This is a genomic window from Frondihabitans sp. PhB161 (assembly GCF_003814635.1).
Taxonomy (GTDB): Bacteria; Actinomycetota; Actinomycetes; order Actinomycetales; family Microbacteriaceae; genus Frondihabitans.
The window spans coordinates 337,193-362,971 of sequence record NZ_RKQW01000001.1; the positions used below are offsets into that span (position 1 = coordinate 337,193).

Annotated in this window: 29 protein-coding genes; 13 read left to right on the top strand and 16 right to left on the bottom strand. The window is 68.9% G+C overall.

Annotated features, from left to right (window positions below):
* Position 1 precedes the first annotated feature (1 nt).
* On the top strand, positions 2–490 hold the full coding sequence (locus EDF39_RS01775; protein ID WP_123939983.1) for a pyridoxamine 5'-phosphate oxidase family protein: 489 nt from the start codon (positions 2–4) through the stop codon (positions 488–490).
* Between the two features lie 27 nt (positions 491–517).
* Here EDF39_RS01775 and EDF39_RS01780 read toward each other — a convergent pair whose 3' ends face one another.
* Positions 518–1,162 carry a hypothetical protein gene (locus EDF39_RS01780; RefSeq protein ID WP_123939985.1) on the bottom strand — a complete coding sequence of 215 codons (645 nt, stop codon included), beginning with the start codon at positions 1,160–1,162 and terminating at the stop codon, positions 518–520.
* 85 nt (positions 1,163–1,247) lie between these two features.
* Here EDF39_RS01780 and EDF39_RS01785 point away from each other — a divergent pair, with 85 nt between their 5' ends.
* From EDF39_RS01785 to EDF39_RS01805, 5 genes are all read left to right on the top strand, one after another.
* Positions 1,248–2,273 (top strand): 6-phosphofructokinase, encoded by a 1,026-nt coding sequence (locus tag EDF39_RS01785; RefSeq protein ID WP_055965393.1) that lies wholly within the window; start codon positions 1,248–1,250, stop codon positions 2,271–2,273.
* Positions 2,274–2,336: 63 nt separating this feature from the next.
* Positions 2,337–3,329, top strand: a complete 993-nt coding sequence (locus tag EDF39_RS01790; protein WP_123939987.1) for an MDR family oxidoreductase — start codon at positions 2,337–2,339, stop codon at positions 3,327–3,329.
* A 194-nt stretch (positions 3,330–3,523) separates the two neighbouring features.
* Positions 3,524–4,213 carry a GntR family transcriptional regulator gene (locus EDF39_RS17585; RefSeq protein WP_199726116.1) on the top strand — a complete coding sequence of 230 codons (690 nt, stop codon included), beginning with the start codon at positions 3,524–3,526 and terminating at the stop codon, positions 4,211–4,213.
* A 54-nt stretch (positions 4,214–4,267) separates the two neighbouring features.
* Entirely contained in the window at positions 4,268–4,969 is a 702-nt protein-coding gene (locus EDF39_RS01800; RefSeq protein ID WP_123939989.1) for a GntR family transcriptional regulator, read from the top strand.
* 47 nt (positions 4,970–5,016) lie between these two features.
* A complete protein-coding gene (locus EDF39_RS01805) occupies positions 5,017–5,763 on the top strand; it encodes an ABC transporter ATP-binding protein (protein WP_233572930.1) in 747 nt (248 codons plus the stop codon).
* 19 nt (positions 5,764–5,782) lie between these two features.
* On the opposite strand, the gene hemL is transcribed toward EDF39_RS01805, so the two are convergent.
* The 11 genes from hemL to hemE form a co-directional block, all read right to left on the bottom strand.
* Positions 5,783–7,129, bottom strand: coding sequence for a glutamate-1-semialdehyde 2,1-aminomutase (hemL, locus tag EDF39_RS01810; RefSeq protein ID WP_123939993.1), 1,347 nt, complete (start codon positions 7,127–7,129; stop codon positions 5,783–5,785).
* Positions 7,126–8,139 carry a porphobilinogen synthase gene (gene hemB / locus EDF39_RS01815; protein WP_123939995.1) on the bottom strand — a complete coding sequence of 338 codons (1,014 nt, stop codon included), beginning with the start codon at positions 8,137–8,139 and terminating at the stop codon, positions 7,126–7,128. Before hemB ends, hemL begins: the two co-directional genes overlap by 4 nt.
* A complete protein-coding gene (locus tag EDF39_RS01820) occupies positions 8,139–8,963 on the bottom strand; it encodes a uroporphyrinogen-III synthase (RefSeq protein WP_123939997.1) in 825 nt (274 codons plus the stop codon). Before EDF39_RS01820 ends, hemB begins: the two co-directional genes overlap by 1 nt.
* Positions 8,960–9,925, bottom strand: coding sequence for a hydroxymethylbilane synthase (gene hemC, locus EDF39_RS01825; protein WP_123939999.1), 966 nt, complete (start codon positions 9,923–9,925; stop codon positions 8,960–8,962). The genes EDF39_RS01820 and hemC overlap by 4 nt, the downstream gene beginning before the upstream one ends.
* 7 nt (positions 9,926–9,932) lie before the next feature.
* Positions 9,933–11,144: a ferrochelatase gene (locus EDF39_RS01830; RefSeq protein WP_370275168.1), complete on the bottom strand. Its 1,212-nt coding sequence runs from the start codon at positions 11,142–11,144 to the stop codon at positions 9,933–9,935.
* Positions 11,145–11,149: 5 nt separating this feature from the next.
* Complete coding sequence (gene hemQ / locus EDF39_RS01835) at positions 11,150–11,884, bottom strand: hydrogen peroxide-dependent heme synthase (RefSeq protein ID WP_055964405.1); 735 nt, start codon at positions 11,882–11,884, stop codon at positions 11,150–11,152.
* A gap of 84 nt (positions 11,885–11,968) precedes the next feature.
* Positions 11,969–12,196 (bottom strand): DUF3618 domain-containing protein, encoded by a 228-nt coding sequence (locus EDF39_RS01840; RefSeq protein ID WP_055964402.1) that lies wholly within the window; start codon positions 12,194–12,196, stop codon positions 11,969–11,971.
* A complete protein-coding gene (locus EDF39_RS01845) occupies positions 12,196–12,648 on the bottom strand; it encodes a phage holin family protein (RefSeq protein ID WP_055964399.1) in 453 nt (150 codons plus the stop codon). Before EDF39_RS01845 ends, EDF39_RS01840 begins: the two co-directional genes overlap by 1 nt.
* A gap of 75 nt (positions 12,649–12,723) precedes the next feature.
* The gene (locus EDF39_RS01850; RefSeq protein ID WP_123940001.1) at positions 12,724–12,999 is read right to left on the bottom strand and encodes a hypothetical protein; all 276 of its coding nucleotides are present in this window, start codon (positions 12,997–12,999) and stop codon (positions 12,724–12,726) included.
* Positions 13,000–13,111: 112 nt separating this feature from the next.
* Positions 13,112–14,494 (bottom strand): NAD(P)/FAD-dependent oxidoreductase, encoded by a 1,383-nt coding sequence (locus tag EDF39_RS01855; protein WP_123940002.1) that lies wholly within the window; start codon positions 14,492–14,494, stop codon positions 13,112–13,114.
* Positions 14,491–15,564, bottom strand: a complete 1,074-nt coding sequence (gene hemE, locus EDF39_RS01860) for a uroporphyrinogen decarboxylase (RefSeq protein ID WP_123940004.1) — start codon at positions 15,562–15,564, stop codon at positions 14,491–14,493. The genes EDF39_RS01855 and hemE overlap by 4 nt, the downstream gene beginning before the upstream one ends.
* A gap of 96 nt (positions 15,565–15,660) precedes the next feature.
* Here hemE and EDF39_RS01865 point away from each other — a divergent pair, with 96 nt between their 5' ends.
* Positions 15,661–16,089, top strand: a complete 429-nt coding sequence (locus EDF39_RS01865; RefSeq protein WP_123940007.1) for a nuclear transport factor 2 family protein — start codon at positions 15,661–15,663, stop codon at positions 16,087–16,089.
* A complete protein-coding gene (locus EDF39_RS01870; RefSeq protein ID WP_123940009.1) occupies positions 16,089–16,958 on the top strand; it encodes a bile acid:sodium symporter family protein in 870 nt (289 codons plus the stop codon). The genes EDF39_RS01865 and EDF39_RS01870 overlap by 1 nt, the downstream gene beginning before the upstream one ends.
* A gap of 33 nt (positions 16,959–16,991) precedes the next feature.
* Here EDF39_RS01870 and EDF39_RS01875 read toward each other — a convergent pair whose 3' ends face one another.
* Positions 16,992–17,537 (bottom strand): GNAT family N-acetyltransferase, encoded by a 546-nt coding sequence (locus tag EDF39_RS01875; protein ID WP_123940011.1) that lies wholly within the window; start codon positions 17,535–17,537, stop codon positions 16,992–16,994.
* Between the two features lie 92 nt (positions 17,538–17,629).
* Between EDF39_RS01875 and EDF39_RS01880 the strand changes: the two genes are divergently transcribed.
* Both EDF39_RS01880 and EDF39_RS01885 read left to right on the top strand, forming a co-directional pair.
* Positions 17,630–18,940, top strand: a complete 1,311-nt coding sequence (locus EDF39_RS01880; RefSeq protein ID WP_123940013.1) for a glutamyl-tRNA reductase — start codon at positions 17,630–17,632, stop codon at positions 18,938–18,940.
* 17 nt (positions 18,941–18,957) lie between these two features.
* Complete coding sequence (locus EDF39_RS01885) at positions 18,958–19,536, top strand: GNAT family N-acetyltransferase (protein ID WP_255410103.1); 579 nt, start codon at positions 18,958–18,960, stop codon at positions 19,534–19,536.
* A 26-nt stretch (positions 19,537–19,562) separates the two neighbouring features.
* Here EDF39_RS01885 and EDF39_RS01890 read toward each other — a convergent pair whose 3' ends face one another.
* Positions 19,563–20,210 carry a hypothetical protein gene (locus tag EDF39_RS01890; RefSeq protein ID WP_123940015.1) on the bottom strand — a complete coding sequence of 216 codons (648 nt, stop codon included), beginning with the start codon at positions 20,208–20,210 and terminating at the stop codon, positions 19,563–19,565.
* Between the two features lie 129 nt (positions 20,211–20,339).
* Between EDF39_RS01890 and EDF39_RS01895 the strand changes: the two genes are divergently transcribed.
* Together EDF39_RS01895 and EDF39_RS01900 are read left to right on the top strand one after the other, a co-directional pair.
* Entirely contained in the window at positions 20,340–20,738 is a 399-nt protein-coding gene (locus EDF39_RS01895) for an NUDIX domain-containing protein (protein WP_055964371.1), read from the top strand.
* A gap of 26 nt (positions 20,739–20,764) precedes the next feature.
* Complete coding sequence (locus EDF39_RS01900; RefSeq protein ID WP_123940017.1) at positions 20,765–21,418, top strand: DUF4232 domain-containing protein; 654 nt, start codon at positions 20,765–20,767, stop codon at positions 21,416–21,418.
* 18 nt (positions 21,419–21,436) lie between these two features.
* Here the strand turns inward: EDF39_RS01900 and EDF39_RS01905 are convergent, their stop codons facing one another.
* Together EDF39_RS01905 and EDF39_RS01910 are read right to left on the bottom strand one after the other, a co-directional pair.
* Positions 21,437–22,405: a serine hydrolase gene (locus EDF39_RS01905; protein ID WP_123940019.1), complete on the bottom strand. Its 969-nt coding sequence runs from the start codon at positions 22,403–22,405 to the stop codon at positions 21,437–21,439.
* Positions 22,406–22,412: 7 nt separating this feature from the next.
* The gene (locus EDF39_RS01910; RefSeq protein WP_123940021.1) at positions 22,413–24,377 is read right to left on the bottom strand and encodes a M13 family metallopeptidase; all 1,965 of its coding nucleotides are present in this window, start codon (positions 24,375–24,377) and stop codon (positions 22,413–22,415) included.
* A gap of 59 nt (positions 24,378–24,436) precedes the next feature.
* Between EDF39_RS01910 and EDF39_RS01915 the strand changes: the two genes are divergently transcribed.
* Positions 24,437–25,702, top strand: coding sequence for a uracil-xanthine permease family protein (locus tag EDF39_RS01915; RefSeq protein WP_123940023.1), 1,266 nt, complete (start codon positions 24,437–24,439; stop codon positions 25,700–25,702).
* The last annotated feature ends 77 nt before the right edge of the window (positions 25,703–25,779 follow it).

The window sequence follows — 25,779 nt, forward strand, 5'->3', positions numbered from 1 at the left end:
CATGACTGCCACCGCTGAAGAACTCCAGACCGTCTCCGATGTGCTCGACAAGGCGCGCATCGGCTTGCTCACCACCGTCGACGCTGAGAAGCACCTCGTCAGCCGCCCGCTGGCTCTGATCGACCGTCCGTTCGACGGCGACGTCTGGTTCTTCGTCGCGAAAGACAGCCACAAGGGGCACGACATCGAGACCACCCCCGAGGTGAACGTCGCCGTCGACACGTCGAAGGGCTGGCTGTCGATCTCGGGCACGGCGTCGCTGACGCAGGACTCCGCGAAGATCGACGAGCTCTGGAACACTGGTGCGGAGGCCTGGTTCGATCAGGGCCGTGACGACCCGCAGGTCTCGCTGCTGCGTGTCGAGGCGCACACTATCGAGTCGTGGACGAGCACCGAGCCGAAGGCGATCACCCTCTTCAAGTACGCCAAGGCGGCCGCGACCGGCGGCCACCCGAAGAACGTCGGCGAGAACGAGACCATCACGCTCTAGTCGCGTTGCCCTCCGGTCGCCGGAGGGCTAGCTGCACGTCACGAGGTCGCCCGACGACGTGTAGTACTGCCCCGGGCCGACGAGCGAGCACTGCTGTGCCAGCTCGACCTCATAGCGCACCCACGACAGGACGACCGAGCCGAACAGCAGCACGCTGAGGCTGGACACGATCACACCGGCGATGCCGATGCCGCCGGCGAGCCCGACGGCACGGGATTTCCGGATCGAGTGGACCCCGATGAAGAGCCCGATGATGCCGAAGAAGATCCCGACGGCGATCGAGGCGATTCCGGTCGACCGACCGGGGTCGACCTCGACCGGCATCCAGTCGTACGCGGGAGTCTCGTAGAGCGGTTCGGCACCTTTCTCGCTCTCGAACTCGGCGAAGAGGTGCTCGCTCGACGGCGCCTCGCGCGAGGGCACCGACGAGTCGGGCGCTGGCGGTGCAGCCCAGTCGACGGGCGGCGCCACCGGCGGCGCGAACGCCGGCGGCTGGGGGGTCGTCTGCGCGACCGGCGGGAGCGCAGGATACGACGCGGCCGGCTCCAGCTGACCGGCGAACTCCGGCAGCACGGGTGGCGGGCCCGGGGCACCGACGTGCTGCGTCTCGCCGCCCGGCGCACCGCGTCGGAAGCGCGTGAGGCGCGGATCGTTCTCTGCCGGAGGAGCCATTGCCTCGACCCTATTACGCCGGTGGGCCATGATGGAGCGAGTGCGGCCGGAACCCGGTGGCTGCGACGACCCACGGAGAGCAATGATGCGAATCGGAATCCTGACCAGTGGCGGCGACTGCCCCGGATTGAACGCGGTCATCCGTGGCGCGGTACTCAAGGGGATCCAGATCCACGGGCAGGAGTTCGTGGGGTTCCGCGACGGCTGGCGGGGGGTCGTCGAGTCGGACATCGTTCCTCTCGGCCGCAAAGAGATCCAGGGCATCGCCAAGCAGGGCGGCACGATCCTCGGCACGAGCCGTACGAATCCCTTCGAGGGCAACGGCGGGGTCGAGCGAATCACCGAGAACCTCGAGCGGCGGGGCATCGACGCCCTGATCGCCATCGGCGGCGAGGGCACCCTCGCGGCGGCCAAGAGGCTGACCGACGCCGGTCTGAAGATCGTCGGCGTTCCCAAGACGGTCGACAACGATCTGGGCGCCACCGACTACACGTTCGGCTTCGACACGGCCGTCCAGATCGCCGTCGACGCGATGGATCGCCTCCGGACGACCGGGGAGTCGCACAGCCGCTGCATGGTCGCCGAGGTGATGGGTCGTCACGTCGGCTGGATCGCCCTGCACTCGGGCATGGCCGCCGGCGCGCACGCCATCCTGATCCCGGAGCAGAAGACCAGCGTCGAGCAGCTCGCCGAGTGGGTCCGCTCGGCCTACGACCGCGGACGGGCGCCGCTCGTCGTCGTCGCCGAAGGGTTCGTTCCCGACGAAGAAGACGACGCCCACTCCGAGCGCGGCCTCGATGCCTTCGGCCGACCGCGGCTCGGTGGCATCGGCGAGCGCCTCGCCCCGCTGATCGAAGAGCTGACCGGCATCGAGACGCGAGCCACGACCCTGGGGCACATCCAGCGCGGCGGCACGCCCTCGGCGTACGACCGGGTTCTCGCGACACGCCTCGGAATGGCCGCCAGCGACTCGGTCGCCGAGGGGCGCTGGGGCCGCATGGTCGCCCTCCGCGGAACCGAGATCGAGCACGTCTCGTTCGAGGAGGCCCTCGGCACACTCAAGGTGGTGCCGCAGAACCGGTACGACGAGGCCGCGATCCTCTTCGGCTAGGTCGGAGCCGCCGAGAGGCGGTGTGCCCGTGGTTATTCAACGCACCTGGCGTAGCGTCGAGCCATGACCCGCGCCATAGTCGTCTCCGAGTCCGAACCAGCGACCCTCCGGGAGGTCGACGACAGCTTCCTCCGGGACGGCGGCGAACCGGCCCCGGGCGAGGTCACGATCGACGTGTCGTGGTCGAGCCTCAACTACAAAGACGGGATGGCGCTCGGGGGTGACCGCGGGGTCGCCAGGATCCTTCCGCTCATTCCCGGTATCGACCTGGTCGGCACCGTCGCTGCGGGCGATGCAGCCGGGCACTTCGTCGCGGGACAGCAGGTGGTCCTCACCGGGGCGGGAATCGGCGAGACGCGCCACGGAGGTTTCGCCGAGCGGGCAATCGTCGATGCCGCGTCGCTGGTCGAGCTGCCCGAGGCCCTCACTCCTCGGCGTGCGGCGGCGATCGGCACGGCCGGTTTCACCGCGATGCTCAGCGTGCTGAAGCTCGAACGCGACGTCGAGCCTGACGCGGGCGACATCCTGGTGACCGGGGCGACGGGCGGTGTCGGCTCGATCGCGGTCGCCCTCCTGGCCCGCCTCGGCTACCGCGTGGTGGCGTGCACCGGTCGAGCCGAGCTGACGGACTACCTCCGGGGTCTCGGAGCGGCTTCGGTGATCCCGCGGGAGTCGCTCGGCGAGCCCGGAAAACCTTTGCAGCGCGCCCTGTATGCCGGGGCTGTGGACTGCGTCGGCAGCACGACCCTCGCGAACGTCCTCGCGCAGACGAGATGGGGCGGGACGGTCACCGCCTGCGGCCTCGCTCAGGGCAGCGACCTGCCGACCACCGTGCTCCCGTTCATCCTCCGGGCCGTCTCGCTGGTCGGCATCAACTCGGTGGAGGCTCCGCTGTCGCTTCGCCAAACCGCCTGGCAACGACTGTCCCGCGACCTCGATCCGGCACTGCTCGACTCTGTGACGGAGGAGGCCTCGCTGGCCGAGGCCATCGATCTCGGACCGGAGATTCTCGGCGGACGCATTCGTGGTCGAACGGTGATCGACGTTCGTCGCTGACTCCGCCCAGAGCACGAGCGTGGTGGCTCGACAACCGGTCGGAGTTATCCTAGAGTCTGAGATACTCGATACATTCAACTGCATGGAAGGTGAGGCATGCCCGCCCGCACCCGCTCCCGTGCAGCAGCAGTCAAGCCCGATTGACCGTCGGTCGTCCCCCGGCGACCACCGATCCGATGTACCAGGGAGCCCCGATGCCAGTCCCCCGCCCCACCCCGGAAAACCAGGAACCCCGCCGCCTCCTCCGCGACGTCGTCTACGACAAGATGTTCCTCGCCATCCTCGACGGCACCCTCGAACTCGGCGAACGCTTGAACGACGACGAGCTCGTCCGCTGGCTCGGCGTCTCCCGCACCCCCGTGCGCGAAGCCATCGCCAAACTGGCCGAACAGGGCCTCGTCGACATCGAGGCCAACCGCTACACCCGCGTCGTCGCCCCGAGCTTCGAGCAGTTCACCGACACGATCCGGACGGGCTACGACCTCTGGTCGATCGTGATGAAGCGCGGCGTGCCGAACCTCACCGACGCCGACCGCACCTTCGTCGTCAACGCCCTCGGCCAGCGCGCCAAAGACCTCGCCGCCCACAAGCGCGAAGACCTCGCCACGCTCGACGCCTTCAACCTTCGAGTCGTGACCGCGGCGAACAGCCCCATGCTCTCGCGCCTCTGGGCGGCGACCGGGCCGCTGACCGCGCTGCTGTTCCAGCGGGCCGGCGCGAAAGACATCTTCCCGTTCGAACCGGGCGCGACCTTCAGCAAAGAGCTCGCGAAAGCGATCAAGGCGAACGATGCCGACCGCGCCGCCGAGCTCGTCTCGAACCAGCCGGACAACTTCCAGGAGTTCTACGCGGCCGTCCGCGAAAGCGGCATCTACCCCGCCTGACCGCGACCCCCACCCTCCCCCCAGCCAATCGGCCCTCCAGCCAGAAAGACACTCATGCCCGTTCCCGTACCCACTGCCGAGGCCCCCGCACCTCGCCGCCTCCTCCGCGACGTCGTCTTCGACAAGATGCTGGCCGCCATCGGCGACGGCACCCTCGAACTCGGCGAACGCCTCAACGACGACGAGCTCGTCCGCTGGCTCGGCGTCTCCCGCACCCCCGTGCGCGAAGCCATCGCCAAGCTCGCGGACTACGGTCTCGTCGACATCGAAGCCAACCGGTACACGCGCATCATCTCGCCCACGATGGATGACTTCGCTGACACGACGACGACGGCCTTCGACGTCTGGGGTATCGTCGCCCGACGCGGCATCCCGGCACTGACCTCGGCCCAGGCCAAAGAGGTCAAGACTCTCCTCAGCACTGTCGAGCGAGACAAGTCGGGTGCCCTCAAGCCCGATGCCCTGGTCAACTTCTCGCGAGCGATGTTCATCTTCGCTGCGGCCTCGAAGAGCCCCAGCCTCGAGCGTGTGCTCGAAACGGTGGGCGACCGTGCCACCCTGCTCTTCGGAATCGCCTCGCGCGACGTCGTCTTCAACATCTCCGGCACGCTGATGAAGGCGCTCGGCAAGGCCGTGGACGACCGCGATGGCAAGGCCGGCGCAAAGGCGTTCCTCGACACCATCGATGGAATGGGCGACTACGTCTCCTCGGTGGCGACCGCCGGCGTGTTCCCGGCAGCGACCTCGGGCCGCTGACCTCCACCGTCGACTCGGGCGTCGTTCTGCAGCTGGACGACGTCCGGGTGACCCGGGCCGGGCGAGACCTGCTCGAGCACGTCGACCTGCGCGTCGGAGTCGGCGAGCACTGGGCGTTGATCGGCCCGAACGGGGCCGGCAAGACGACGCTCCTGACGCTGTGCGGCGCGCTCGGGCACCCGTCCGGCGGCACCGTCGCCGTCCTCGGGCGACAACTCGGCCGCGTCGAGCTCGCCGCCCTCCGCACGCGCATCGGCCATGTCGACCCGAGGCATCGCATGCTCGGAGACAACAGCGTCGTCGACGTCATCCTGACCGGCCTGACGGGATCGAGCGATCCCGTGCCCCGATGGCAGGCCTCCGAGGCCGAGCGACAACACGCCGTCGATCTCGCGGCGTCGGTCGGGCTGGGCGCGAGGGTGGACGCCCGGTGGAGCACGCTGTCGCAAGGCGAGCGGGGTCGAGCGCTGATCGCCCGCGCGCTCGTGTCGGATCCTGCGCTCCTGCTCCTCGACGAGCCGGCGACCGGGCTCGACGTCCCGGCTCGCGAGCACCTTCTCGACACGGTCGACACCCTCCGCCATCGGCACCCGTCGATGGCATCGGTGACCGTCACCCACCACCTCGAAGACCTTCCGGCGTCGACCACGCACGCGATGCTCCTGCGCGACGGACGGATCTTCGCATCGGGAACGGCCGACGACGTGCTCACCAGCGAACTCGTGTCGGGTGCCTTCGACTTTCCGCTCTCGATCGAGCGCCGTGCCGGACGCTGGGTCGCTCGACGCGCCTAACCTGCCCGGGCGGCCCGGCTCAGCGGGGTGACGTGGCGGCCGCAGCGGCCTTGGCGGCACCGGGAAGAGCCTCGAGGATCCGGCCGATCGCCGCATCATCATGCGCCGCTGTCAAGAACCACGCCTCGAACACCGACGGCGGGAGGTTCACGCCGGAATCGAGCATGGCGTGGAAGAACGGCGGGTACCGGAAGGCCTCCTGCGCGCGGACGTCGTCGTAGTTCTTCGGGGCCGTGTCGCTGAAGGCGAACGAGAACAGGTTGCCGGCGTGCTGCACCGTGTGGGCGACACCCTCGCGCGCGAGCGCCGCGCTCGTCTCCCGCGAGACGACCTCGGCCGCGGCGTTCAACCGCTCGTAGACGGAGGCGTCGGCCAGCCGCAGCGTCGCAATGCCCGCGGCGACGGCCACCGGGTTGCCGCTGAGCGTTCCGGCCTGATACACCGGCCCGAGGGGCGCCAAGAAGTCCATTACCTCGGCGCGACCGCCGAGAGCCGCGAGAGGCATGCCGCCTCCGATCACCTTGCCGAACGTGATGAGGTCGGGCTCCCAGCCGGCGCCGTCGGGCACGACCTGCGAGGCCTCGAGGCCCCACCAGCCGGCGGGCCCGACCCGGAACCCGGTGAGGACCTCGTCGACGATGAGCAGTGCGCCGTTTCGACGCGTGATCTCAGACAGAGCCCGGTTAAAGCCCCGCTCGGGTGCGAGCACACCCATGTTGGCCGCGGCGGACTCGACGATCACGGCAGCAATGCGCTCGGAGTGCTCGTCGAACACCTGACGGACGGCGTCGAGGTCGTTGTAGGGCAGCACAAGGGTCTGCGCCGCGGTCGCCTCGGTGATGCCCGCTGACCCGGGCAGAGCGAGAGTGGCGACACCCGAACCCGCCTCGGCCAGCAGCGAGTCGGAGTGGCCGTGGTAGTGCCCGGCGAACTTCACGAGCAGGTCGCGGCCGGTGTAGCCGCGAGCCAGGCGGATGGCGGTCATCGTGGCCTCGGTGCCGGTCGACACCATGCGGATCTTGCCGATGGGTCGCTGGTCGCCGTGGCTCACTCGCTCGCGGACGATCTCGGCGAGCTCGGTCTCACCCGGTGTCGATGCACCAAAGCTGAGCCCGCGCGCGGCGGCCTCCTGCACGGCCTGGACAACCGCGGGGTGAGCGTGGCCGAGGATGGCAGGGCCCCACGACGCGACCAGGTCGACGTACTTCGTGCCCTCGGTGTCGGTCACGTAGGCGCCCTCGGCGCCGACGAGGAACCGCGGGGTGCCTCCGACCGACCCGTAGGCCCGGACGGGCGAGTTCACCCCGCCGGGAATCGACGCTCGAGCCCGGGCGAACGATCGCTCGTTGGTGTTCTGCTGGCTCATCGGAGGTTCCTGCTCGCATCGCTTCGGCCGGTGAGGCGCTCGGCCAGGTCGACCGCCCAGTAGGTGAGGATCGCGTCGGCCCCGGCCCGCTTGATGCCGAGCACGCTCTCGTAGCTGGCGGCGTCGAGGTCGATCCAGCCGTTCGCGGCGGCGGCCTGGATCATCGAGTACTCGCCCGAGATCTGGTACGCCCAGACCGGTACGTCGCTGGTCGCGGCGACGTCGGCCAGCACATCGAGGTAGCTCATCGCGGGCTTCACCATCACGATGTCGGCGCCCTCGTCGAGGTCGAGGGCGACCTCGCGGAGGCCCTCGCGGCGGTTGCCGTTGTCCATCTGATAGGTGCGTCGGTCGCCGACGAGCGACGACTGGACAGCCTCGCGGAACGGGCCGTAGAACGCGCTCGCGTACTTCGCCGCGTAGGCGAGTACCGCCGTGTTGCCGAAGCCATGTGCGTCGAGCGCATCGCGGATCGCCGCGACCTGGCCGTCCATCATCCCGCTCGGGGCGACCAGCTCGGATCCTGACTCCGCCTGCACCACAGCCATCTCGCGGTACCGCTCGAGCGTCGCGTCGTTGTCGACGTAGCCGTGGGCGTCGAGCACTCCGCAGTGGCCGTGGTCGGTGAACTCGTCGAGGCACAGGTCGGTCTGGACGACGAGCGAGTCGCCCACCTCGGCGGCGGCGATGCGGGTGGCGACGTTCAGGATCCCGTCGGGGTCGGTGGCACCCGAGCCCTGGGCGTCTTTCTTTTCGTCGAGAGGCACCCCGAACAGCATGACGCCGCCGATGCCCGCCTTGGCGGCGCGCTGCAGGGCCGGCTTGAGCGTGTCGAGCGAGTGGTGCGCGACGCCCGGCATGGAGGTGATCGGCGCGTCTTCGGTGATGCCCTCGCGGACGAACATCGGCAGGATCAGGTCGGCGGGGTGCAGGCGGGTCTCGGCGACCAGGCGGCGAAGGGCGGGGGTGGCCCGGAGGCGGCGGCCTCGGACCAGTGGGAACTGCGACATCAGATGCTTTCGGAATTCGGCGACCCGGGGGTCACCTGATCGGTGTGCTCGGGCCAGCCGGCCAGAGCGTTGTCGACGACGGCCTCGACGAGCGCCGGCGCGGAGCGGGTCTCGGCGATGACGTGAACGGGGAGCCCGGCGGCGCGCGCGTCGAATGCGGTGCGCGGGCCGATGCACGCGACGAGCACGTCGCGCGGGAGGGGGGCGAGCTGCTCGGCGATCTGGCGGGCGACGCTGCCCGACGTCACGAGGATGACCCGGATGGAACCGTCGGCGACCTCGGCCTTGACGCTCGCGTCGATCGAGACCCCGACCGTGCGGTAGGCGGCGACGAACTCGGCGTCGAGGCCCCGCGCGGCGAGACCCTCGACGAGGCGTGGCTCGGCGATCTCGGACTGCGGCACCAGCACCCGGCCGACGATCTGGTCGGTCGGCCACTCTTTCACGAGCCCGCGCGCGGAGTTGTCGTTCTCAGGCACGAAGTCGACCCGGATCCCGGCCAGCGTCAGCGCGGCCGCCGTGGTCTCGCCGACAGCCGCCACCTTGGTCGTGGGCGCCGGGCGGATGCTGTTGCCGATCAGGACGTCGACCGTTGTCGCGCTCGTCACCACCAGCCAGTCGTATTCGCCGGCCTCCAGCCGGAGCAGAGCAATCATGAGTTCGTGCTGGTCGGCTGTCGGGGCGAAGTTGATGAGTGGTGCGATCACGGGACTCGCGCCGTACGAGCGCAGGATGGCCGAGACGTTGTCGCCCCACTTGCCTCCGCGGGGCACCAGCACCCGGACACCGCGAAGCGGCTTGTCGCTGGCGCGGGTGTCGGTCATGCCGAGCCGCCCTGGTCGGTGACGCTCCCGCGCGGCACGAGGTCGGCGGCACCGTTCTCGAGCAGTTCGTCGACGACGCGCGACGAGACGTCGTGGACCTCGGCGAGCTGCGCCGCAAGGGTGCCCGGCTCGAGCGTGACTCCGTGCGAGGCAGTGAGACGCTCCGTGCCGTCGGGCCGGTAGACGCTCGCGCTCAGCAGCAGAAGCCCCGCGTCGATCACGGCCGAGGCGCCGATCGGCGCCGCGCAACCCGCTTCGAGGCCGGCGAGCACTTCGCGTTCGGCGGTGACGATCAGACGCGTCTCGCGGTGGTCGATGGCGCGGAGCCCGGCGGCGAGATCGGCGGCCTTCTCGCCCTCGCGGACTTCGAGCGCCAGCGCGCCCTGGCCCGGTGCGCTCGGCCAGAAGCCGAGAGGCATTAGTTCGGTAGCGACGTCGAGCCGCCCCAGGCGCGAGAGACCGGCGGCCGACAGGAGCACGGCGTCGAGGTCGTCGCCGACTCGGGACAGCCGCGAGTCGACGTTGCCGCGGATGTCGACGACCTCGAGGTCGGAGCGTCGGGAGCGGATCTGGGCGACTCGGCGTGGCGACCCGGTGCCGACGCGAGCGCCGGCAGGCAGGGCGTCGAAGGTGAGGCCGTCGCGCGCGCAGAGGGCGTCCCGCGCATCCACGCGTTTTGGGATGGCGCCGAGAGTCAGCCCCGGGTACAGCGCGGTGGGAAGGTCTTTCAGCGAGTGCACGAGCAGGTCGCACTCGTCGGCGAGGAGCGCCTCTCGAAGGGCGCTGGCGAACACGCCGGTGCCGCCGAGGGTCGCCAGGGAGGCCTTCGAGGTGTCGCCCTCGCTCGTGACGGTGACCAGTTCGACATCGCGGCCCGTGATCTGGGCCAGTCGGTCTTTGATCAGGGTCGACTGAGCTAGGGCCAGTGCCGACCCTCTCGTGCCGATTCGAAGTGCTGTCACGGCTGCCCTACGGAACCAGGCCGGAGACGGCCGGCTTGAAACCGAGGCGGACGTTCTCGCAGCAGCCGGGACGGCAGACGTCGTACCAGGGGCCGAGGTCGGTGAGGTGCGGGCGGTCGGCAGCGGGCACCCCGTCACGGCGCTCGAGGACGAGGTCCACGAGACCGGTGACGTAGTTCGGGTCAATGCCGGGGGTCGGCGTTCGCACGGCCCAGAAGCCCTCTTCTTCGCACGACTCGAGCGCCTCGTTGTCAAGATCCCACATGACCTCCATGTGGTCGCTCACGAACCCGAGGGGCACGATGACGACGGCCTTTGTCGGGCCGCCGTTCAGGGCGTGGATCGCGTCGTTGATGTCGGGCTCGAGCCACGGCATGGAGGGCGGGCCGGAGCGCGACTGGAAGACGAGCTGCCACGGGACAGTCGTGTCTGACGGAAGCTCGAGAGCGGCCTCGGCTGCTGCCATGACCACTTCGGCAACGGCCCGGTGCTGAGCGGCGTACGCGCCGTCGCCGTCGAATCCGCGCGCCTCCGGGCCAGATTTCGCAGCGTCCGTGGAGGGAATCGAGTGCGTCGAGAACAGCACCTGGATCTCGGTGCCGAGGTCGATCCCCTCGATCTCGGTCTGCGCCTTCACCAGGGCGTCGCGGACGCCGTCGATGAAGGGCTGCACGAACCCGGGGTGGTCGAAGAACTGACGGACCTTGTCGATCTGCACGCGGTCGCGCAGGTCGGTGTCGTCGAGCGCCATCGCGAAGTCTTCGCGGTACTGCCGGCACGACGAATACGAGCTGTACGCGCTGGTTGCAACGGCGATCAGCTTCGTGAAGCCGCGATCCGCCGCCTCACGAACCGCGTCGGCCATGTAGGGATCCCAGTTGCGGTTTCCCCAGATCACGGGAAGGTCGATCTCGCGACGGGCGAGCTCGGCCTCGAGGGCCGCCTTCAACTCACGGTTGTGCTCGTTGATCGGGCTGACCCCGCCGAAGTGCCGGTAGTGGTGGGCGACCTCCTCGAGGCGCTCCTCCGGGATTCCGCGACCTCGGGTGACGTTGCGGAGAAAGGGGATGACGTCGTCCTGCCCCTCCGGTCCGCCGAAGCCGGCCAGGAGGATGGCGTCGTAGTCGATGCCCTCGGTGACCCACTCGGGGCCGCTCTCGGCAGCCTTCGTGGCCGACGGGACCAACCCGCCGGGCGTCCCGATCTCGTTGTTCGTTATGTTGCTCAACTCAGAACCTCTGCGATAGCGGTGGTGGGGATTCGACGCCCCGTATAGAAGGGAACCTCTTCGCGCACGTGCATGCGCGCCTCTGTGTAGCGGAGATCGCGCATGAGGTCGACGAGCTGAACCAGCTCGGGGGCCTCGAGCGCGAGGATCCACTCGTAGTCGCCCAGGCTGAAGCTGGCGACGGTGTTGGTCAGGACAGCGCGGTGGGCGCCGCCCTTCATGCCGTGGTCGCGGAGCATCTGGTTGCGCTCCGCATCGGGCAGCAGGTACCACTCGTAGCTGCGGACAAAGGGGTAGACCGTGAGCCAGGTCTCGGGCTCTTTGCCGCGCATGAAGGCGGGACTGTGGTCTTTCGCAAACTCGGCCTCGCGGTGCATTCCGAGGGCGTTCCACGTCGGCAACAGATTCTTCAGGAGGTTCGTGCGCACCAGCTCGCGGTAACCGGCCTGGATGTCTTCGGGCACCTCGCCGTGCAACCAGATCATGAGGTCGCTATCGGCCTTGACCGCGCTGACGTCGTAGAAGCCTCGAACGACGACGCCCTTCGCAGCGAGACGCGAGACGGCCTCGTCGAGCTCGGCGGCGTCGTCGACGCCGGGCACGAGAGGCCGGGCGGGGTCACGCCGGAGAACCGCCCAGAGCGTATAGCCGAGACGTTCGGCGGGGGCTTCGGCGGGTGCGGGTGGGGTGGAGTGCTGCGTGCTCGCTGGCGCGTCGGCGCTGGAATTCATGCGTTTATCTTCCTCCGTTCGGCTGGGAGCCGCGAACCGCGACGCTCGCCGTCGAGTGACCGCGAAACCGGCCCGGAGAAGAGGTTAGCGACGCTTCAGCGCGATGAGCGCGATACCGCCCACGACCGCTGCGACGGTAGCCGCACCGGCGAGCCACGGCTTCGGGTCTTTGCCGAACGAGATCTTCGCCTCGTGTGCCTTGATGCCCAGCTGCTTGGGGATGTTGAGCTTCTCTTCGAGCTCGTTCAGTGTTGCCGCGAGGTCGGCGCGGGTGCGGTCGATGCCGGCCCGGATCTCTTCGGTGCTGCTCATCAGGATCGTCCTCCCACGTCGGAGCGCGGAATTCGACCGACGCCCTTCACTGCCTTGATATCGCTCTTGACGCTGTCGATCGTCTGCTTGGGCAGCGGCGGCAGGCCCTTCTTGATCTGCTTGTACGCCAAGAAGCCGAGGATCCCGGCGATCACCAGGAACAGCGCGGCGACCAGCAGCGCCGCCAGCCAGAGCGGCATCACCAGCGACAGCGCCGCGATGCCCGCGCCGATGAGGCAGAGGAGCATCAGGAACAGGAACAGCAGCGCGCCCACAGCGAGACCGGCTCCGATACCGAACACCTTCGCCTTGTCGATCAGCTCCTTCTTCAGGAGCGCAATCTCTCCCTTGACCAGGTCGGTGACCAGCGTCGGGATGTCGGAGAGCAGGCCGAGCAGGGAGCGGTTCTTCTTGGCGTGCTTGATGGTGTCGGCGCGTGTCGACTCGGTCATGTGCTCCCTCTCAGGAAGTGCGGTGCGTCATGGTGCGGTACTTCAGGAAATCGGTTCCGCCGGGGCGGACCGGCGTCAGCGGCGTGCGGCGGTACTGGTCGTCTTGGGCTTCGACTGGATGCCCAGGATCTTCTTGACGCCCCACACGACGAGGTGGAACAGACCGGTGACGACGCGGGGCAGGATCTGACCGGCGGCGTCTTCGACCTTGACGACCTGCTTCTGCACGCCACGGCTGTTCCAGAACTTCGAGGCGCCGCTGGCGATCTGCTCGTAGCGCTGGTGGCCCGCCCTCGAACCCAGAACGTACCCGGCGGCCGCTCCCGCGACGAAAATCAGCTTGCCTCGCATGAAGCCTCCAAAAGTCAGGACTGCACGGAGAACACCGGCGCAGTGCTTCTAGGCTAGTCCGACCCGGGGGCCGTTCGCCGCACGAGTTCGCAACAGGGCCGGAAGCCCTCCGCTACACCTCCGGCGACAGGATCTCGGCGACCTTGAGTCGTGCGTCGGCGACCACACCCGCGAGACCACGACCGGCGACGGCACCGCCGACGCGCACCACACCGGGAACCTCGCGCCCCGCCGATCCCGCCCCGCGGTAGGGGCCGTCCCATTCCACTCGCGCGAACCCCTCGACGGACGCCGGGTCGACCGACATGCCGAGGATCCGCGACGCATCGTCGATCGCGAGCGACCGCAGTTCGTCGTCCGCCGTCGCTCTCCCCACCGCCGGCGCGCTGTAGCTGAGCCGGAGCACGTGGCGCCCGCCCGCCCGCTCGGCCACCCAGTCCCACTTGACGGTGGCGTGGGTGAGGGCTTTGGCGCGGATTCCGGGCGCCCCCGGTGCCACCAGCACGCCCGTGCCACGCGGAGCCGCATCGAGCGCGGGGTCTCTCACGACGAGGGTCGCGAGCGTGATGAGGCCGGTCTCACTGGCCGAGCCGGTGGATCCTTGGCTGGTGCCGTCGTCGAGGGCGCCGTCGAGCCGGGCCGCGTCGCGGCCGCCGAGGGCGACGACGACCGTGTCGGCAGCGAGCTGTTCGCCGGTGTCGAGAGTCACCGAGTGGGCTTCGTAGGCCGTGACGCGAGCGCCGAACCGGACCTCGACACCGTACATCTCGAGGTCGGCGGCGAGCTCGTCGACTAGTCGCACGATGCCGCCGCGGATCCCGCCGACGGCCGACCCCGCGGGTGACGCCTCGCGGAGGGCTCGGACCGCGCGGGCCAGGGAGTTCTCGTGGAGGAGTGCCTGGCGGAGCCCCGGTGCGACCCGGTCGACGTCGAGGTCGTCGGGGTGCGCCGAGTGGACGCCCTGAACCACGGGCGTGACCAGCTTGTCGAGCACCGCGCGACCCATGCGGCGCCGCACGAGCGGGCCGAGCTTCTGCTCTTTCGCCCCCACCGGGCCGGGCAGAAGGGAGTCCATCTCAGCGCGCAGGGCGGCGCCGGTGCCGATCACGTCGATCACGTCTTTGGCCATCGGCGTGCCCGGAATGCCGAGCAGCCCGGTCTTCGGCAGCTCGAACGCCGTGCCGTCGGGCTGAATGACCCAGGCTCCGCGCGGGTCGGGGTTCACGATCTCGTTGCCCAGCCCGAGCTGCGTGGCGAGGGTCTGAATCGCGTCGGTCTTCGTGGCGAAGCTCTCGGCGCCCGAGTCGAGGTCGATGCCCGCCACCGAGTGCCGCTGCACCTCGCCGCCGAGGCGCGCGGAGGCTTCGAGCAGCGTGACGCGCCGACCGGCCTTGCCGAGGTCGCGTGCGACGACGAGCCCGGCGACTCCGCCGCCGACGACGACCGCCGTCGCGTGTTCGCCGACGTCGGGCCTGAAGGGGGAGCCGGCGGTCACAGCGTGTGGGCCAGCTCGACGATGCGGGTGAGCACGCTCGGGTCGGTGTCGGGGTTCACACCGTGGCCGAGGTTGAGCACGTGGGCCGGAGCCGATTTTCCGCGCTGGACGATGTCGCGGACGTGCGCCTCGAGCACCGGCCACGGCGCCTGCAACAGCGCCGGATCGATGTTGCCCTGCACGACCGTGTCGCCTCCGAGACGTCGGGATGCCTCGTCGAGCGGGATCCTCCAGTCGACCCCCACCGCGTCGGTGCCGACATCGCGCATGGCGGCCAGCACCTCGCCCGAGCCGACACCGAAGTGGATGCGCGGCACCTCGAGCCCGTCGATGTGCGACATCGCCCGAGCCGTATAGGGAGCCACGCGATCGACGTAGTCCCGCAGCGAAAGCGATCCGACCCACGAGTCGAACAGCTGGCCGGCGCTCGCCCCCGCGAGGATCTGCGCCCGAAGGAACGCCCCCGTCACGTCGGCCGCCCAGGTCAGCAGGGCGTCCCAGGTCTCGGGGTCGGAGTGCATGAGCGTGCGGGCACGGATGTGGTCTTTCGACGGTCCGCCCTCGACGAGATAGGCCGCCAGCGTAAACGGGGCACCGGCGAAACCAATCAGGGGGGTTTCACCCAGCTCGGCCACCGTGCGGGCGACGCCCTCGGCGATCGGAGCAAGAGCGTCAGGATCCAGCGGGCGCAGCTTGGCGACATCGCTCGCGCTCCGGATCGGCTCGTCGAGCACGGGACCGCGTCCGGGAACGATCTCGACGCCCACCCCCGCCAGCTTGATCGGCACCACGATGTCGCTGAAGAAGATGCCTGCGTCGACTTTGTGCCGTCGTACCGGCTGCAGGGTGATCTCGCTGGACAGCGCAGGATCCAGGCAGGCGTCGAGCATCTTCGTGCCGACGCGCAGCTCGCGATACTCGGGCAGAGACCGCCCCGCCTGTCGCATGAACCACACCGGCAGAGTTTCGGGTCGATCGCCGCGGAGGGCGCGCACCAGAGGCGATCCGGCGGTCAAGCCGGAGGCGAGCGGGTGCGAGTCGGGGAGCGTCGGGCTGGCGGTCGTGTTCACGTGCTGAATTGTCGCACTTCGCCCTGGAAACCCGGCCACGCCTTGTCAATCGTATGTAGAGTGTATCCCTCTTCATATCGAGCAAGGGAGTGGGAAGTGGACGACGAATTCAGCCGGGCCCTTCGGCAGGTCGAAGAGGGCCTCGCCGACATGGGAAGGGGCGACGCCCATGCGTACAAGGCCTGCTGGGCCGATACGACCGACTCGACGCTGTTCGGCGCCTGGGGAACGATGGAACGCGGTCGGGCCGACATCGACGCGACGCTCGACTGGGTCGCCTCGCGCTTCTCCGGCGGGCCGCTCGTTCCCCGTTACGACGTCGTCGTCGAGACGGGAGACACGGCGTGGACCGTGGGTAGTGAACGCGGAGTCGTCTCGGTCGACGGTGCTCCGGCGACGGAGGTGACCATCCGGGTCACGCACATCTACAGAAAGACGAGCGAGGGCTGGCGGATCCTGCATCGCCACGGCGACCATCCGCCCACCCTCTCCCGACCCCCTCGACTCGGGCGGAGCTCAGACTGATGCTCGTTCCTGTCGCCCTGGCGATCATCATGTTCGGGCTCGGGGTGACGCTGACGCCGTCCGACTTCGCGCGCGCCCTGCGTCGTCCGGGGCTGCTGATCGTCGCGCTCGCCTGCCAGCTCGTCGTGCTGCCCGCCTTCTGCTTCGGCCTGGTCGCGGCCCTGCAGCTGCCGCCCCTCTTCGCGGTCGGGTTGGTGATCCTGGCCGCCTCTCCCGGCGGCGCGACAGCGAACCTCTTCAGTCACCTCTTCGGCGGAGAAGTAGCGGTGAACATCAGCCTCACGGCGATCAACAGCGTCATCTCACTGCTCACGATTCCCGTGCTCGTCCACCTGGCGACCTCCCTCTACCTGCCGAACGGCGAGGGAGTCGGCCTCCAACCCGGCAAGGTCGTCGAGATGGCCGCCACCGTGCTGCTTCCGGTCGCGCTCGGCATGCTCTTACGCCACCTCCGACCCACGACGGCCGCGCGAGCCGAACGCCCTGTTCGGATCGCCTCGATGGTCGTCCTCGCGCTCCTGGTGATCACGGCGGTCGTCCCCGCCTGGCCGACGGTCGTGGCGAACCTGGGCGGGCTGGTTGCCGCGGCCGCCCTTCTCGGGGCGGGGAGTTTCACCATCGGATACCTCGCGCCCCGACTGGCCGGCATCGACGTGCGACGAGCGATCACCGCGGCGTTCGAGATCGGCATCCACAATGCCGGAGTCGCGATCTTCGTCGCCACCAGTGCCCTCGGCCTGCCCGAGGCGGCGGTTCCGGCGGCCGTCTACGTGCTCGTCATGAACGTGCTGGCTCTCGCCTTCGGGTTCGGAGTGGCGCGACCCGCCCTTGCCCGGGCGCGAACTCCGCTTTCGACCGGCGCCGACTGACCGCTCCGCTTTTCGGCGAGCGCCGGCTGGCCACTAAAGGGCCTTGCGCATCACGACCATGCGCAGGTCGTCGCGAAGGGGTTCGCCGAACCGCGGGTCGCCGTAGGGGAACGGCACGAAAGATCCAGTGGCCTTGAAGCCGCGGCGGTCGTAGAACGCCAGGAGCTCGCTCCGCGGCTCCAGCACCGTGATCTCGAGGGCCGACGCCGACCACTCCTCGCGGGCCACCCGCTCGGCCTCGGCCAAGATCTGCTTGCCGAGCCCCGCACCCTGCCGCCCGGGCGAGACCGCGAACATTCCGAAGTAGGCGACGCCGTCGGGCTTCCGCACGAGGTTGCAGCAGGCGACGATCGCGTCAGCGGCCCCCTCTCCCGTTGCCTCCTGATCTACCCAGACCAGAACGAGGCCGTGGGGGTTGTCGAGGTCGGCGGTGAGCAGGTCGGCGTCGATTCGCTGCCCTTCGAGGAGGTGCGCCTCGGTGGTCCAGCCCTCGCGGCTCGCGTCGCCGCGATAGGCCGACGTGACGAGCGCCACCAGCGGATCGATGTCGTTCTCTGTGGCCTGTCGCGATAGAAGCACGCCCCCGAATCTACCGGCCGTCGGGGCACCGACTCTCTCGACGGCGAGTCCAGCCAATGCACAGCCGAGAAGCGAGAGTTACCATATCTGTCGTGCTCATCTGCCTGACGGCGTCTCATCAGAACGCCAGCTTCGACCTCCTCGAGAAGTTGAGCGTCGGCGCACCCACGGCAGCCACCACCCTCGTCGATTCCAGTGATTTCGTCTCGGGCGCCGTCGTGCTCGCGACGTGCAACCGTTTCGAGGCCTACCTCGACGTCGACGAGCCCCTGACCGCGGCGAGCACCCTCGCGGTCGAGGCCACCATCCAGGCCATGAGCGAGGCCTCGAGCGTCGAGCCCGACGACCTCCGCGACAGCATCACGGTGATCACCGGCGAAGGCGTCGTCGAGCACCTCTTCGCCGTGAGTTCCGGCCTCGAGTCGGTCGTCGTCGGCGAAGACGAGATCTCGGGCCAGGTACGCCGCTCCCTTGAGCGTGCCCGCACCGACGGCACCACCTCGTCCGACCTCGAGCGTCTGTTCCAGAAGGCCTCGCACACGTCGCGCGGCATCAAGAACCTCACCAACGTGGGCGGTGCGAGTCGCTCGCTCGTGCGTCTTGCCCTCGAGCTGGCGTCGAGTCGGGTGACCGACTGGAGCCAGGCCCGGATCCTGCTCGTCGGCACCGGCCAGTACGCCGCTACGACCGTCGCCGCCCTCCGCGACCGCGGTGCCGAGCAGATCGGCGTGTACTCCGCCTCGGGCCGGGCGAGCTGGTTCGGCGCGAAGCACGACGTCGCACCGCACACCGACCTCGCCGAGGCCATCGCCTGGAGCGACGTTCTGATCACGTGCACGACGACGACCGAGCCGCTCGTGACTCCCGACGTCGTCGCCGCTGGCGCCCGCCGCCTCGTCATCGACCTCGGCCTTCCCCGCAACGTCGACCCGCTCGTCTCGAAGGTCGTCGGCGTCGAGCTGCTCGACCTCGAGACCATCAGCCTCCATGCCCCGCTCAAAGAGCTAACCGCTGCCGACGACGCGCGCGCCCTGGTCTCCACGGCCGCCGCCGAGTTCCAGGCGGTCGCAGCCGAGCAGTCGCTCTCACCGGCCGTCGTCGCTCTGCGCAAGCACGTCTTCGACATCCTCGACGCCGAGATCGAGCGGGCGAGGGGCCGCGGCGATTCGACCGAGCGCACCGAGCAGGCTCTCCGGCACCTGGCCGGTGTGCTGCTCCACACGCCGTCGGTTCGAGCGCGCGAACTCGCGCGCGAGGGCCGCGGCGAAGACTTCCGCGACGGGCTCGAGGCTTTGTTCGGCCTCACCGACACTCGGGCCGCGACGGCTCCGACGCCTCTGCGCCCGGCATCCGGCCGCCGCGAAGCGGGTCACGCCGATGGCCGCGAGGCCACGGCGGGCTGAGCAGAACCCGCTCACCCGTGCCCGTCACCGTCTCTTCTCTCGAGACCGATCGCCTACTCTTGCGTCCCTTGACGCCGGCTGATCTCGACGATGTCTTCGCGTATCAGTCCGATCCCGAAGCACTTCGATTCATGCTCTGGCCCGTTCGTTCTCGAAGCGAGGCCGCCGAGCACCTTGCGCGGCGGAGCACGATGACGCACCTCGAGCACGAGGGCGACTCGCTCGTTCTCGCGGTGACCACGAAGAGCGAGCCCAGCCGGGTGATGGGCGAGGTGAACGTGCGCCTGACCAGCGTCGACTCGCGGCAGAGCGAGGTCGGCTGGATCCTGAACCCTGCATTTCAGGGTCGCGGCTACGCCTTCGAGGCGGCCACGCGCATGATCGAGCTGTGCGTCGACGACCTCGGCAGCCACCGGGTTCACGCCGAGCTGGATCCGCTCAATGCCGGCTCGGTAGCGCTGTGCCGAAAGCTCGGGATGCGACAGGAAGCCCACCTCGTCGAAGACCTCTTTTACAAAGGACGATGGTCAGACACCGGCATCTACGCGATCCTCGCGTCGGAGTGGCGACAACGCCACGACCTCCGCCCCCGCTAGGTAGAGACCCCGCGGAACGAAACGGTTCAAGCGACTGCCATCGCCACAACGTAGTCGGCGACGTGAGCGGCGAAGTCGTCGGGGCGCCCGTCGATGAGCGACCGGACCATCGAGCACACCAGCTCGCGTCGGACAACCGGCGGGGCGGCGAACTCGAGGCCGTGAACGGCCTGGGCCGATTCGGAGAAGAGCACGGCGACGGGCACGGCGAGCTCCTCGAGGAGGTGGGGTGCCCAGGTGCCGAGAAGCGCGCGGCACAGCTCGAGGAACAGCTCGACATCGCAGGGAGTCGTGAGGCCGAAGAGCTCGACCGCACCGAAGCGGGTCTGCTCGCCGTCGATGAGGCCGATGGTGCCGGCTCCGCGCGGGCCGCAGGAGACAGCCGACACCAACGCGCGGGCGAGCCGGTGCAGGTGCACCTGCGACGCCTCGGGCGTGTAGATCAGGATCCCACCGGTCGCCATCCCCTGACGCGTGACGAACCCGAGGCGCCAGGCCGTCTCGATCACCTCGTGAGCATCCTCGACGCTGAGACCGTGCTCGTGGGCGAGCTGCTCGGCATGGACCCCGTCGCCCGGCAGAAAACGGCCGGTGGCGATGTCGACGAGGAAGTAGTCGAAAGGCTCGACGATCAAGGTCGGTCGGAGAGTCGTGGTGGTGTTCCCTGCGGGCATGGGCTGAGTCCTGATCTGTGAAGTAAGAGGGGGGTTGGTCAATGCGGAATTGAATATTTCACAGTTATATTGTGCTGTCAAGAAGCTCAGGGGATTCGATCGAGGTGCCTTCCGCGAGAGGATTGACGGATGGATCCGATCGTCGTCAGCGCACTCGCCCTCGTCCGTGATCGCCGACTCCTGATGGTGACGGCGCGAGGCCGCGACGTCCTGTACCTGCCCGGGGGCAAAGTCGAACCGGGCGAGAGCGGGGCCGACGCGCTGGTGCGAGAGGCGCGTGAGGAGGTCGCGCTCACGCTCGACCCCGCCGGTGTCCAGCCGCTTTTCACCGTCTCCGAACAGGCGCACGGCGAGCCCGACGGGCGGCTCGTCGAGATGACGCTCTACTCCGCCGAGACCGACGAGGAGCCCCGTCCGAGCAGCGAGATCGGTTCTCTCGCCTGGGTCACGACGGCGGATGCCGATCGCTGCCCTCCCGCGGGTGTAGAGACGCTCCGGCGAATGTCATTCCTCGGAGTGATCGACTGACAGCGGGTTGGTGGCAGGGTAGAACCATGCGTATCCCCACCTCCCTCTCCGTGCTGGCCGCCTCAGCCATCGTGGTCGCCGGTCTGGCCGGCTGCTCGTCGTCGAACGACGACCCCGCGAGCACCCCTACCGTCACCGATACCGTGACCGCGGCACCGGCGACCCCCGATGCTACGACGACGCCCTCCGTCACGCCGTCGACGACGTCGAGCCCGTCGGCGACCTCCGGGTCGGGCAGCACCGCCGCTCCGGCCGTCACCACCTGCACTTCGTCGAACCTCTCCGCGGCGATCGTCAGTGGCTCGGGCGGCGCGGCCGGGAGCACGTACGTGAACCTCTCGCTCACGAACAAGGGCTCGAGCACCTGCACCCTGCAGGGGTGGCCCGGAGTCTCTCTGGTCGGGTCGGGCAACGGCACCCAGATCGGCAAGGCCGCGAAGCTCGACCGGAGCTCGGCGCACGCCACCGTGAGCCTCAAGGCCGGTGCATCCGCCCAGGCCCAGCTGCAGATCGTCCAGGCCGACAACTACGAGCGGTCGCAGTGCAAGCCCGCCAAGGGCGACGGGTTCCGCGTCTACCCGCCCGGCAGCAAATCCTCCATTTTCGCGACGTACGCCGCGGTGACCGGTTGCAAGTCGACGTCGGTGTCGCTCTTCACCGTGGGCGCATTGCACCAGTAACGGCAGGCTCGAACGGGCTCAACTGACACGCTCCAGCAGGTCGAGCCCGACGGTGCGGAACACGTCGAGCACCCCGAGGCGCGTCTCGAGGTCGGCGTCGTCGAACTCGACGGTGACGGCGTACGAGACGCCTCGGTGGCTCCCTCGCAGTGCACCGGCCTCACTGCGGACGCCGCGGTCGACCCCCGTGATGTTGACGAGCTGGAGCCCATGGTCGCTTGCCCGGTGTGCGACCGGGTCGAGACCGAACGCCGACGCCACCAGCGACAGGTCGCTGCCTGCCGAGAGCCATCCGAGCACGCGATTGCTGGCGCCTCGGTCGACGCAGCGACCGGCCACCAGATCGCCGAACAGTTGCTGGAGTTCGGCGGTCGAGCCGACGGACGACTGCGGGGCGTCGTCGGGGCCGCGCGTGGCACGCGTGTAGTCCAGTAGCGCGGTTCGACGCAGGCCGAGCGATTCGCCTCGGGCACGGATCGCGTCAAAGCCGACGAGTCGGATCAGCCCGTTGGTGGCCACGGGATCGCGCACGGCACCCACGAGGGTCGCCGCGTCGATCACCCCGAGGCTCGGCAGCAGCAGCGACGACCACAGCCCACCCGCGCGTGGGTCGTCGACGCCTCCTCCGGCGTCTCGGCCCGCCTCGCGCGCCACCTGGTCGAGCGGTGCGATACGGCCCGCGCCGAGCTGGGCCGCGACCTCCACGAGCAGCAGCAGCCTCCCGACGTCCGCCGTGGGCAGAGCGACGGTCTCGTCGATTGCCAGGAGCGTCTCACCCGTGTCGAGGTCGGCTGCCGCCGCCGATACTCGCGCGTTCGCGAAAGCCAAGGATCCGAGTGCCCGAAAGCTGCGCTCGAACGGCGCCGAGCGGTGTTCGGCGCCGTTCAGCCGAGCGTGCGCCGACGAACCCGAGCGTTCGGTGCGGTGCCGCCCCGGATCAGCGTCGCGAGCGCGGCGACTCCGCTCCGCACCACCCTCCCCGGCCATGCTGCTTCTACCAGATCGTGACTCGCTGGTCGGCGGGCAGCCAGAGGGCGTCGGTTTCGGTGACGCCGAAAGCCTCGTAGAACTCGTCGATGTTGCGGACGATCTGGTTGCACCGGAATTCGTTGGGCGAGTGCGGGTCGATCGACATCAGTCGGATCGCCTCCTCGTCGCGGATCTTCATCTGCCAGGCCTGCGCCCAGCTGAGGAAGAAGCGTTCGGCGCCCGAGAGGCCGTCGATCACCGGCGGTTCTTCCCCGTCGAGCGAGATGAGGTAGGCCTTCCAGGCGATCGAGAGCCCGCCGAGGTCGCCGATGTTCTCGCCGATGGTGAGAGCGCCGTTGACGTGGTGGCCGGGGGTCTGCGCGGGCTCGAGTGCGTCGTACTGCGCGATGAGAGACGTCGTCAGCTTTTCGAAGGCCTCGCGGTCGGCCGACGTCCACCAGTCGGTGAGTCGGCCGTCGCCGTCGTACTTCGAGCCCTGGTCGTCGAAGCCGTGGCCGATCTCGTGGCCGATGACCGCGCCGATCGCACCGTAGTTGGCTGCGGGGTCGCGGGTCTCGTCGAAGAAGGGGAACTGCAGGATCGCCGCCGGGAACACGATCTCGTTGAAACCGGGGTTGTAGTACGCGTTGATCGTCTGCGGGGTCATGAACCACTCGTCGCGGTCGATCGGCTTGCCGATCTTGCCGAGCTCGCGGTTGAAGCCGAACACGGCGGTGGCTCGGATGTTTCCGACGAGGTCGCCCGCGTCGATCTCGAGCGCCGAGTAGTCGCGCCACTTGACGGGGAACCCGATCTTCGGCGTGAACTTCGACAGCTTGTCGAGCGCCCTCTCCCGGGTCTCGTCGGTCATCCAGTCGAGGCCCGTGATGCTCTGTCGGTAGGCCTCGACGAGGTTCGCCACCAGGACGTCCATCGTCGTCTTCGCGTCTCGATTGAAGTGGCGGTCGACGTAGATGCGACCGACGGCCTCACCCATCGCTCCTTCGACGAGCGAGACCCCGCGCTTCCAGCGCACCCGCTGCACCGGCGTGCCCGTGAGGGTCTTGCCGTAGAAGTCGAAGTTCGCCTTGACGAAGCCGCTCGACAGGTAGGCCGCGAACGACCGGATGATTTGGAATCGCAGCCAGTCGCGCCAGGCCTCGAGGTTGTCTTCGGTGAGCAGTGAGGCAAGACCTTCGACGAACGACGGCTGACGCACGACGATCTCGTCGAAGGTGCCGGCCGGCGCTCCGACGGCGTCGCGCCAGACGCCGAGGTCGATACCGTCGGCGAGCGCCGCGGCGTCTGCCCACGGCAGCAAGTTGTAGGTCTTCTCGGATTCGCGGGTCGCCACGTTGTCCCAGTGGTGGGACGCGATCGAAGTCTCGATCTCGAGGACGCGCGCCGCGCGCTCTTCGGCAGCGTCGGATCCTGAGAGCTCGAACATGGTCTGGATGTACGAGCGGTAGGCCGTGCGGATGTCGGCGAACTTCTCTTCGCGGTAGTACGACTCGTCGGGAAGACCGAGTCCGCCCTGCTCGACGAAGACGATGTAGCGCTCGGGGTTGCCCGGGTCGTTGTCGACGAAGAGCTGGACGAAGCCGGAGACGCCCTGCAGCTCGAAGCGGCCGACGGTCTCGAGGAGGGCGTCGACGGTGGTGACGTCGTCAACGGTGGCGAGCAACGGCTGGATGGGCGTGGCCCCGAGCGACTCGATGGTGTCTTCGTCGAGGAAGCTGGTGAACAGGTCGCCGACCTTGCGAGCCTCGGTGCCGGGCTCGGCGCCCTGCGACTCGTCGATGATCTCGCGGACGGCCTTCTCGGCGGCCTCGGCCAGGAGGTAGAACGAGCCCCAGCGCGCCTTGTCTTCGGGAATCGCGGTCTCGGCGATCCAGCGCCCGTTCACGTGGCGGAACAGGTCGTCTTGCGGGCGGACCGCGGGGTCGAGGTCGTCGGTCAGGATTCCGGATGCAGCAGCAACGTCTGTCATGGCTCAAGCCTAGGCGCGCCATCCGACAGCGGCCTCTCTGCCGCCAGTACAGTCTCTGCATGCCCCTCCCCTGGAAGCTGCACGGCGACGGTAAGAACGTCGGTCAGTCCGAGATCGTCCTCCCCGAGGAGCGCCTCACCTGGCCTCGCACGATCGGGCTCGGAGGGCAGCACGTCGTCGCGATGTTCGGTGCGACGTTCCTCGTTCCGCTGATCACCGGGTTCCCGCCGTCGACGACCCTCTTCTTCTCGGGCATCGGCACGCTGCTCTTCCTCCTCATCACGCAGAACAAGCTGCCGAGCTATCTCGGGTCGTCGTTCGCGTTCCTGGCCCCGATCGGAGCCGCGACGAAGATCGGCGGCATTCCGCTCGCGCTCAGCGGCATCATCGTCGTCGGGGCGCTGCTCGCGATCGTCGGGGTTGTCGTGCACCTGCTCGGCACGAAGTGGATCGACTCGCTGCTGCCGCCCGTCGTGAGCGGCTCGATCGTGGCCCTGATCGGTTTCAACCTGGCACCGACCGCGGGCAAGAACTTTCAGGCCTCCCCGCTCGTGGCGGTCATCACGCTGGCCGCCGTCGTGCTGAGTGCGGTGGTGTTCCGCGGGATCCTCGGCCGCCTCTCCATCGTGATCGGACTCGTAGTCGGCTACGTCGCAGCTGTGATCGGAGGCGTGGTCGACTTCAGCAAGGTCGACTCGGCCAAGTGGCTCGGCCTCCCCCACTTCACGGCGCCCTCCTTCGACGTCTCGAACCTGGCCGTCTACGCGGGGTTCCTCCCAGTCGTCCTGGCGCTCGTCGCCGAGAACGTCGGGCACGTCAAGGGCGTCGGCCAGCTCACCAACCGCGATCTCGACCGGGTCACCGGTCGCGCCCTCTTCGCCGATGGCATCTCGACCGTGCTCGCCGGTGTCGGCGGCGGCTCGGCCACGACCACGTACGGCGAGAACATCGGCGTCATGAGCGCCACGCGCGTCTTCTCGACGGCGGCCTACTGGGTGGCCGGCATCATCGCCATCCTCCTCAGCCTCTCTCCGAAGGTCGGAGCGATCATCAACACCGTTCCGGCAGGCGTCCTCGGCGGCGTCACCATCGCTCTCTACGGCCTGATCGGCATCATCGGAATCCGCATCTGGGTCGAGAACCGCGTCGACTTCTCGAAGCCGAAGAACCAGCTGACGGCGGGTATCGCGCTGGCCATGGGTATCGCGAACCTCACCTTTACGGTCGGCGGGGCGACCTTCGGCGGCATCATCCTCGGCACGGTGGCGGCCGTCGTCGTCTACCACCTCATGAGCGCCGTCGGCAGGGCTCGCCAGACCGAGTGAGCGCCGCAGTCTCGGGCCCCGTGCCGAATTTGAAGGAGATCCGGGCCGGCGACCCCCTCAGATCCCTGATTCTCCGT

Excerpts from the sequence above, each read along its gene's own strand:
- EDF39_RS01775 (WP_123939983.1), top strand. The coding sequence starts at position 2 with ATGACTGCCACCGCTGAAGAACTCCAGACCGTCTCCGATGTGCTCGAC.
- EDF39_RS01780 (WP_123939985.1), bottom strand. The coding sequence starts at position 1,162 with ATGGCTCCTCCGGCAGAGAACGATCCGCGCCTCACGCGCTTCCGACGC.
- EDF39_RS01785 (WP_055965393.1), top strand. The coding sequence starts at position 1,248 with ATGCGAATCGGAATCCTGACCAGTGGCGGCGACTGCCCCGGATTGAAC.
- EDF39_RS01790 (WP_123939987.1), top strand. The coding sequence starts at position 2,337 with ATGACCCGCGCCATAGTCGTCTCCGAGTCCGAACCAGCGACCCTCCGG.
- EDF39_RS17585 (WP_199726116.1), top strand. The coding sequence starts at position 3,524 with ATGCCAGTCCCCCGCCCCACCCCGGAAAACCAGGAACCCCGCCGCCTC.
- EDF39_RS01800 (WP_123939989.1), top strand. The coding sequence starts at position 4,268 with ATGCCCGTTCCCGTACCCACTGCCGAGGCCCCCGCACCTCGCCGCCTC.
- hemL (WP_123939993.1), bottom strand. The coding sequence starts at position 7,129 with ATGAGCCAGCAGAACACCAACGAGCGATCGTTCGCCCGGGCTCGAGCG.
- hemB (WP_123939995.1), bottom strand. The coding sequence starts at position 8,139 with ATGTCGCAGTTCCCACTGGTCCGAGGCCGCCGCCTCCGGGCCACCCCC.
- EDF39_RS01820 (WP_123939997.1), bottom strand. The coding sequence starts at position 8,963 with ATGACCGACACCCGCGCCAGCGACAAGCCGCTTCGCGGTGTCCGGGTG.
- hemQ (WP_055964405.1), bottom strand. The coding sequence starts at position 11,884 with ATGAATTCCAGCGCCGACGCGCCAGCGAGCACGCAGCACTCCACCCCA.
- EDF39_RS01840 (WP_055964402.1), bottom strand. The coding sequence starts at position 12,196 with ATGAGCAGCACCGAAGAGATCCGGGCCGGCATCGACCGCACCCGCGCC.
- EDF39_RS01845 (WP_055964399.1), bottom strand. The coding sequence starts at position 12,648 with ATGACCGAGTCGACACGCGCCGACACCATCAAGCACGCCAAGAAGAAC.
- EDF39_RS01850 (WP_123940001.1), bottom strand. The coding sequence starts at position 12,999 with ATGCGAGGCAAGCTGATTTTCGTCGCGGGAGCGGCCGCCGGGTACGTT.
- EDF39_RS01870 (WP_123940009.1), top strand. The coding sequence starts at position 16,089 with ATGCTCGTTCCTGTCGCCCTGGCGATCATCATGTTCGGGCTCGGGGTG.
- EDF39_RS01890 (WP_123940015.1), bottom strand. The coding sequence starts at position 20,210 with ATGCCCGCAGGGAACACCACCACGACTCTCCGACCGACCTTGATCGTC.
- EDF39_RS01895 (WP_055964371.1), top strand. The coding sequence starts at position 20,340 with ATGGATCCGATCGTCGTCAGCGCACTCGCCCTCGTCCGTGATCGCCGA.
- EDF39_RS01900 (WP_123940017.1), top strand. The coding sequence starts at position 20,765 with ATGCGTATCCCCACCTCCCTCTCCGTGCTGGCCGCCTCAGCCATCGTG.
- EDF39_RS01905 (WP_123940019.1), bottom strand. The coding sequence starts at position 22,405 with ATGGCCGGGGAGGGTGGTGCGGAGCGGAGTCGCCGCGCTCGCGACGCT.
- EDF39_RS01910 (WP_123940021.1), bottom strand. The coding sequence starts at position 24,377 with ATGACAGACGTTGCTGCTGCATCCGGAATCCTGACCGACGACCTCGAC.
- EDF39_RS01915 (WP_123940023.1), top strand. The coding sequence starts at position 24,437 with ATGCCCCTCCCCTGGAAGCTGCACGGCGACGGTAAGAACGTCGGTCAG.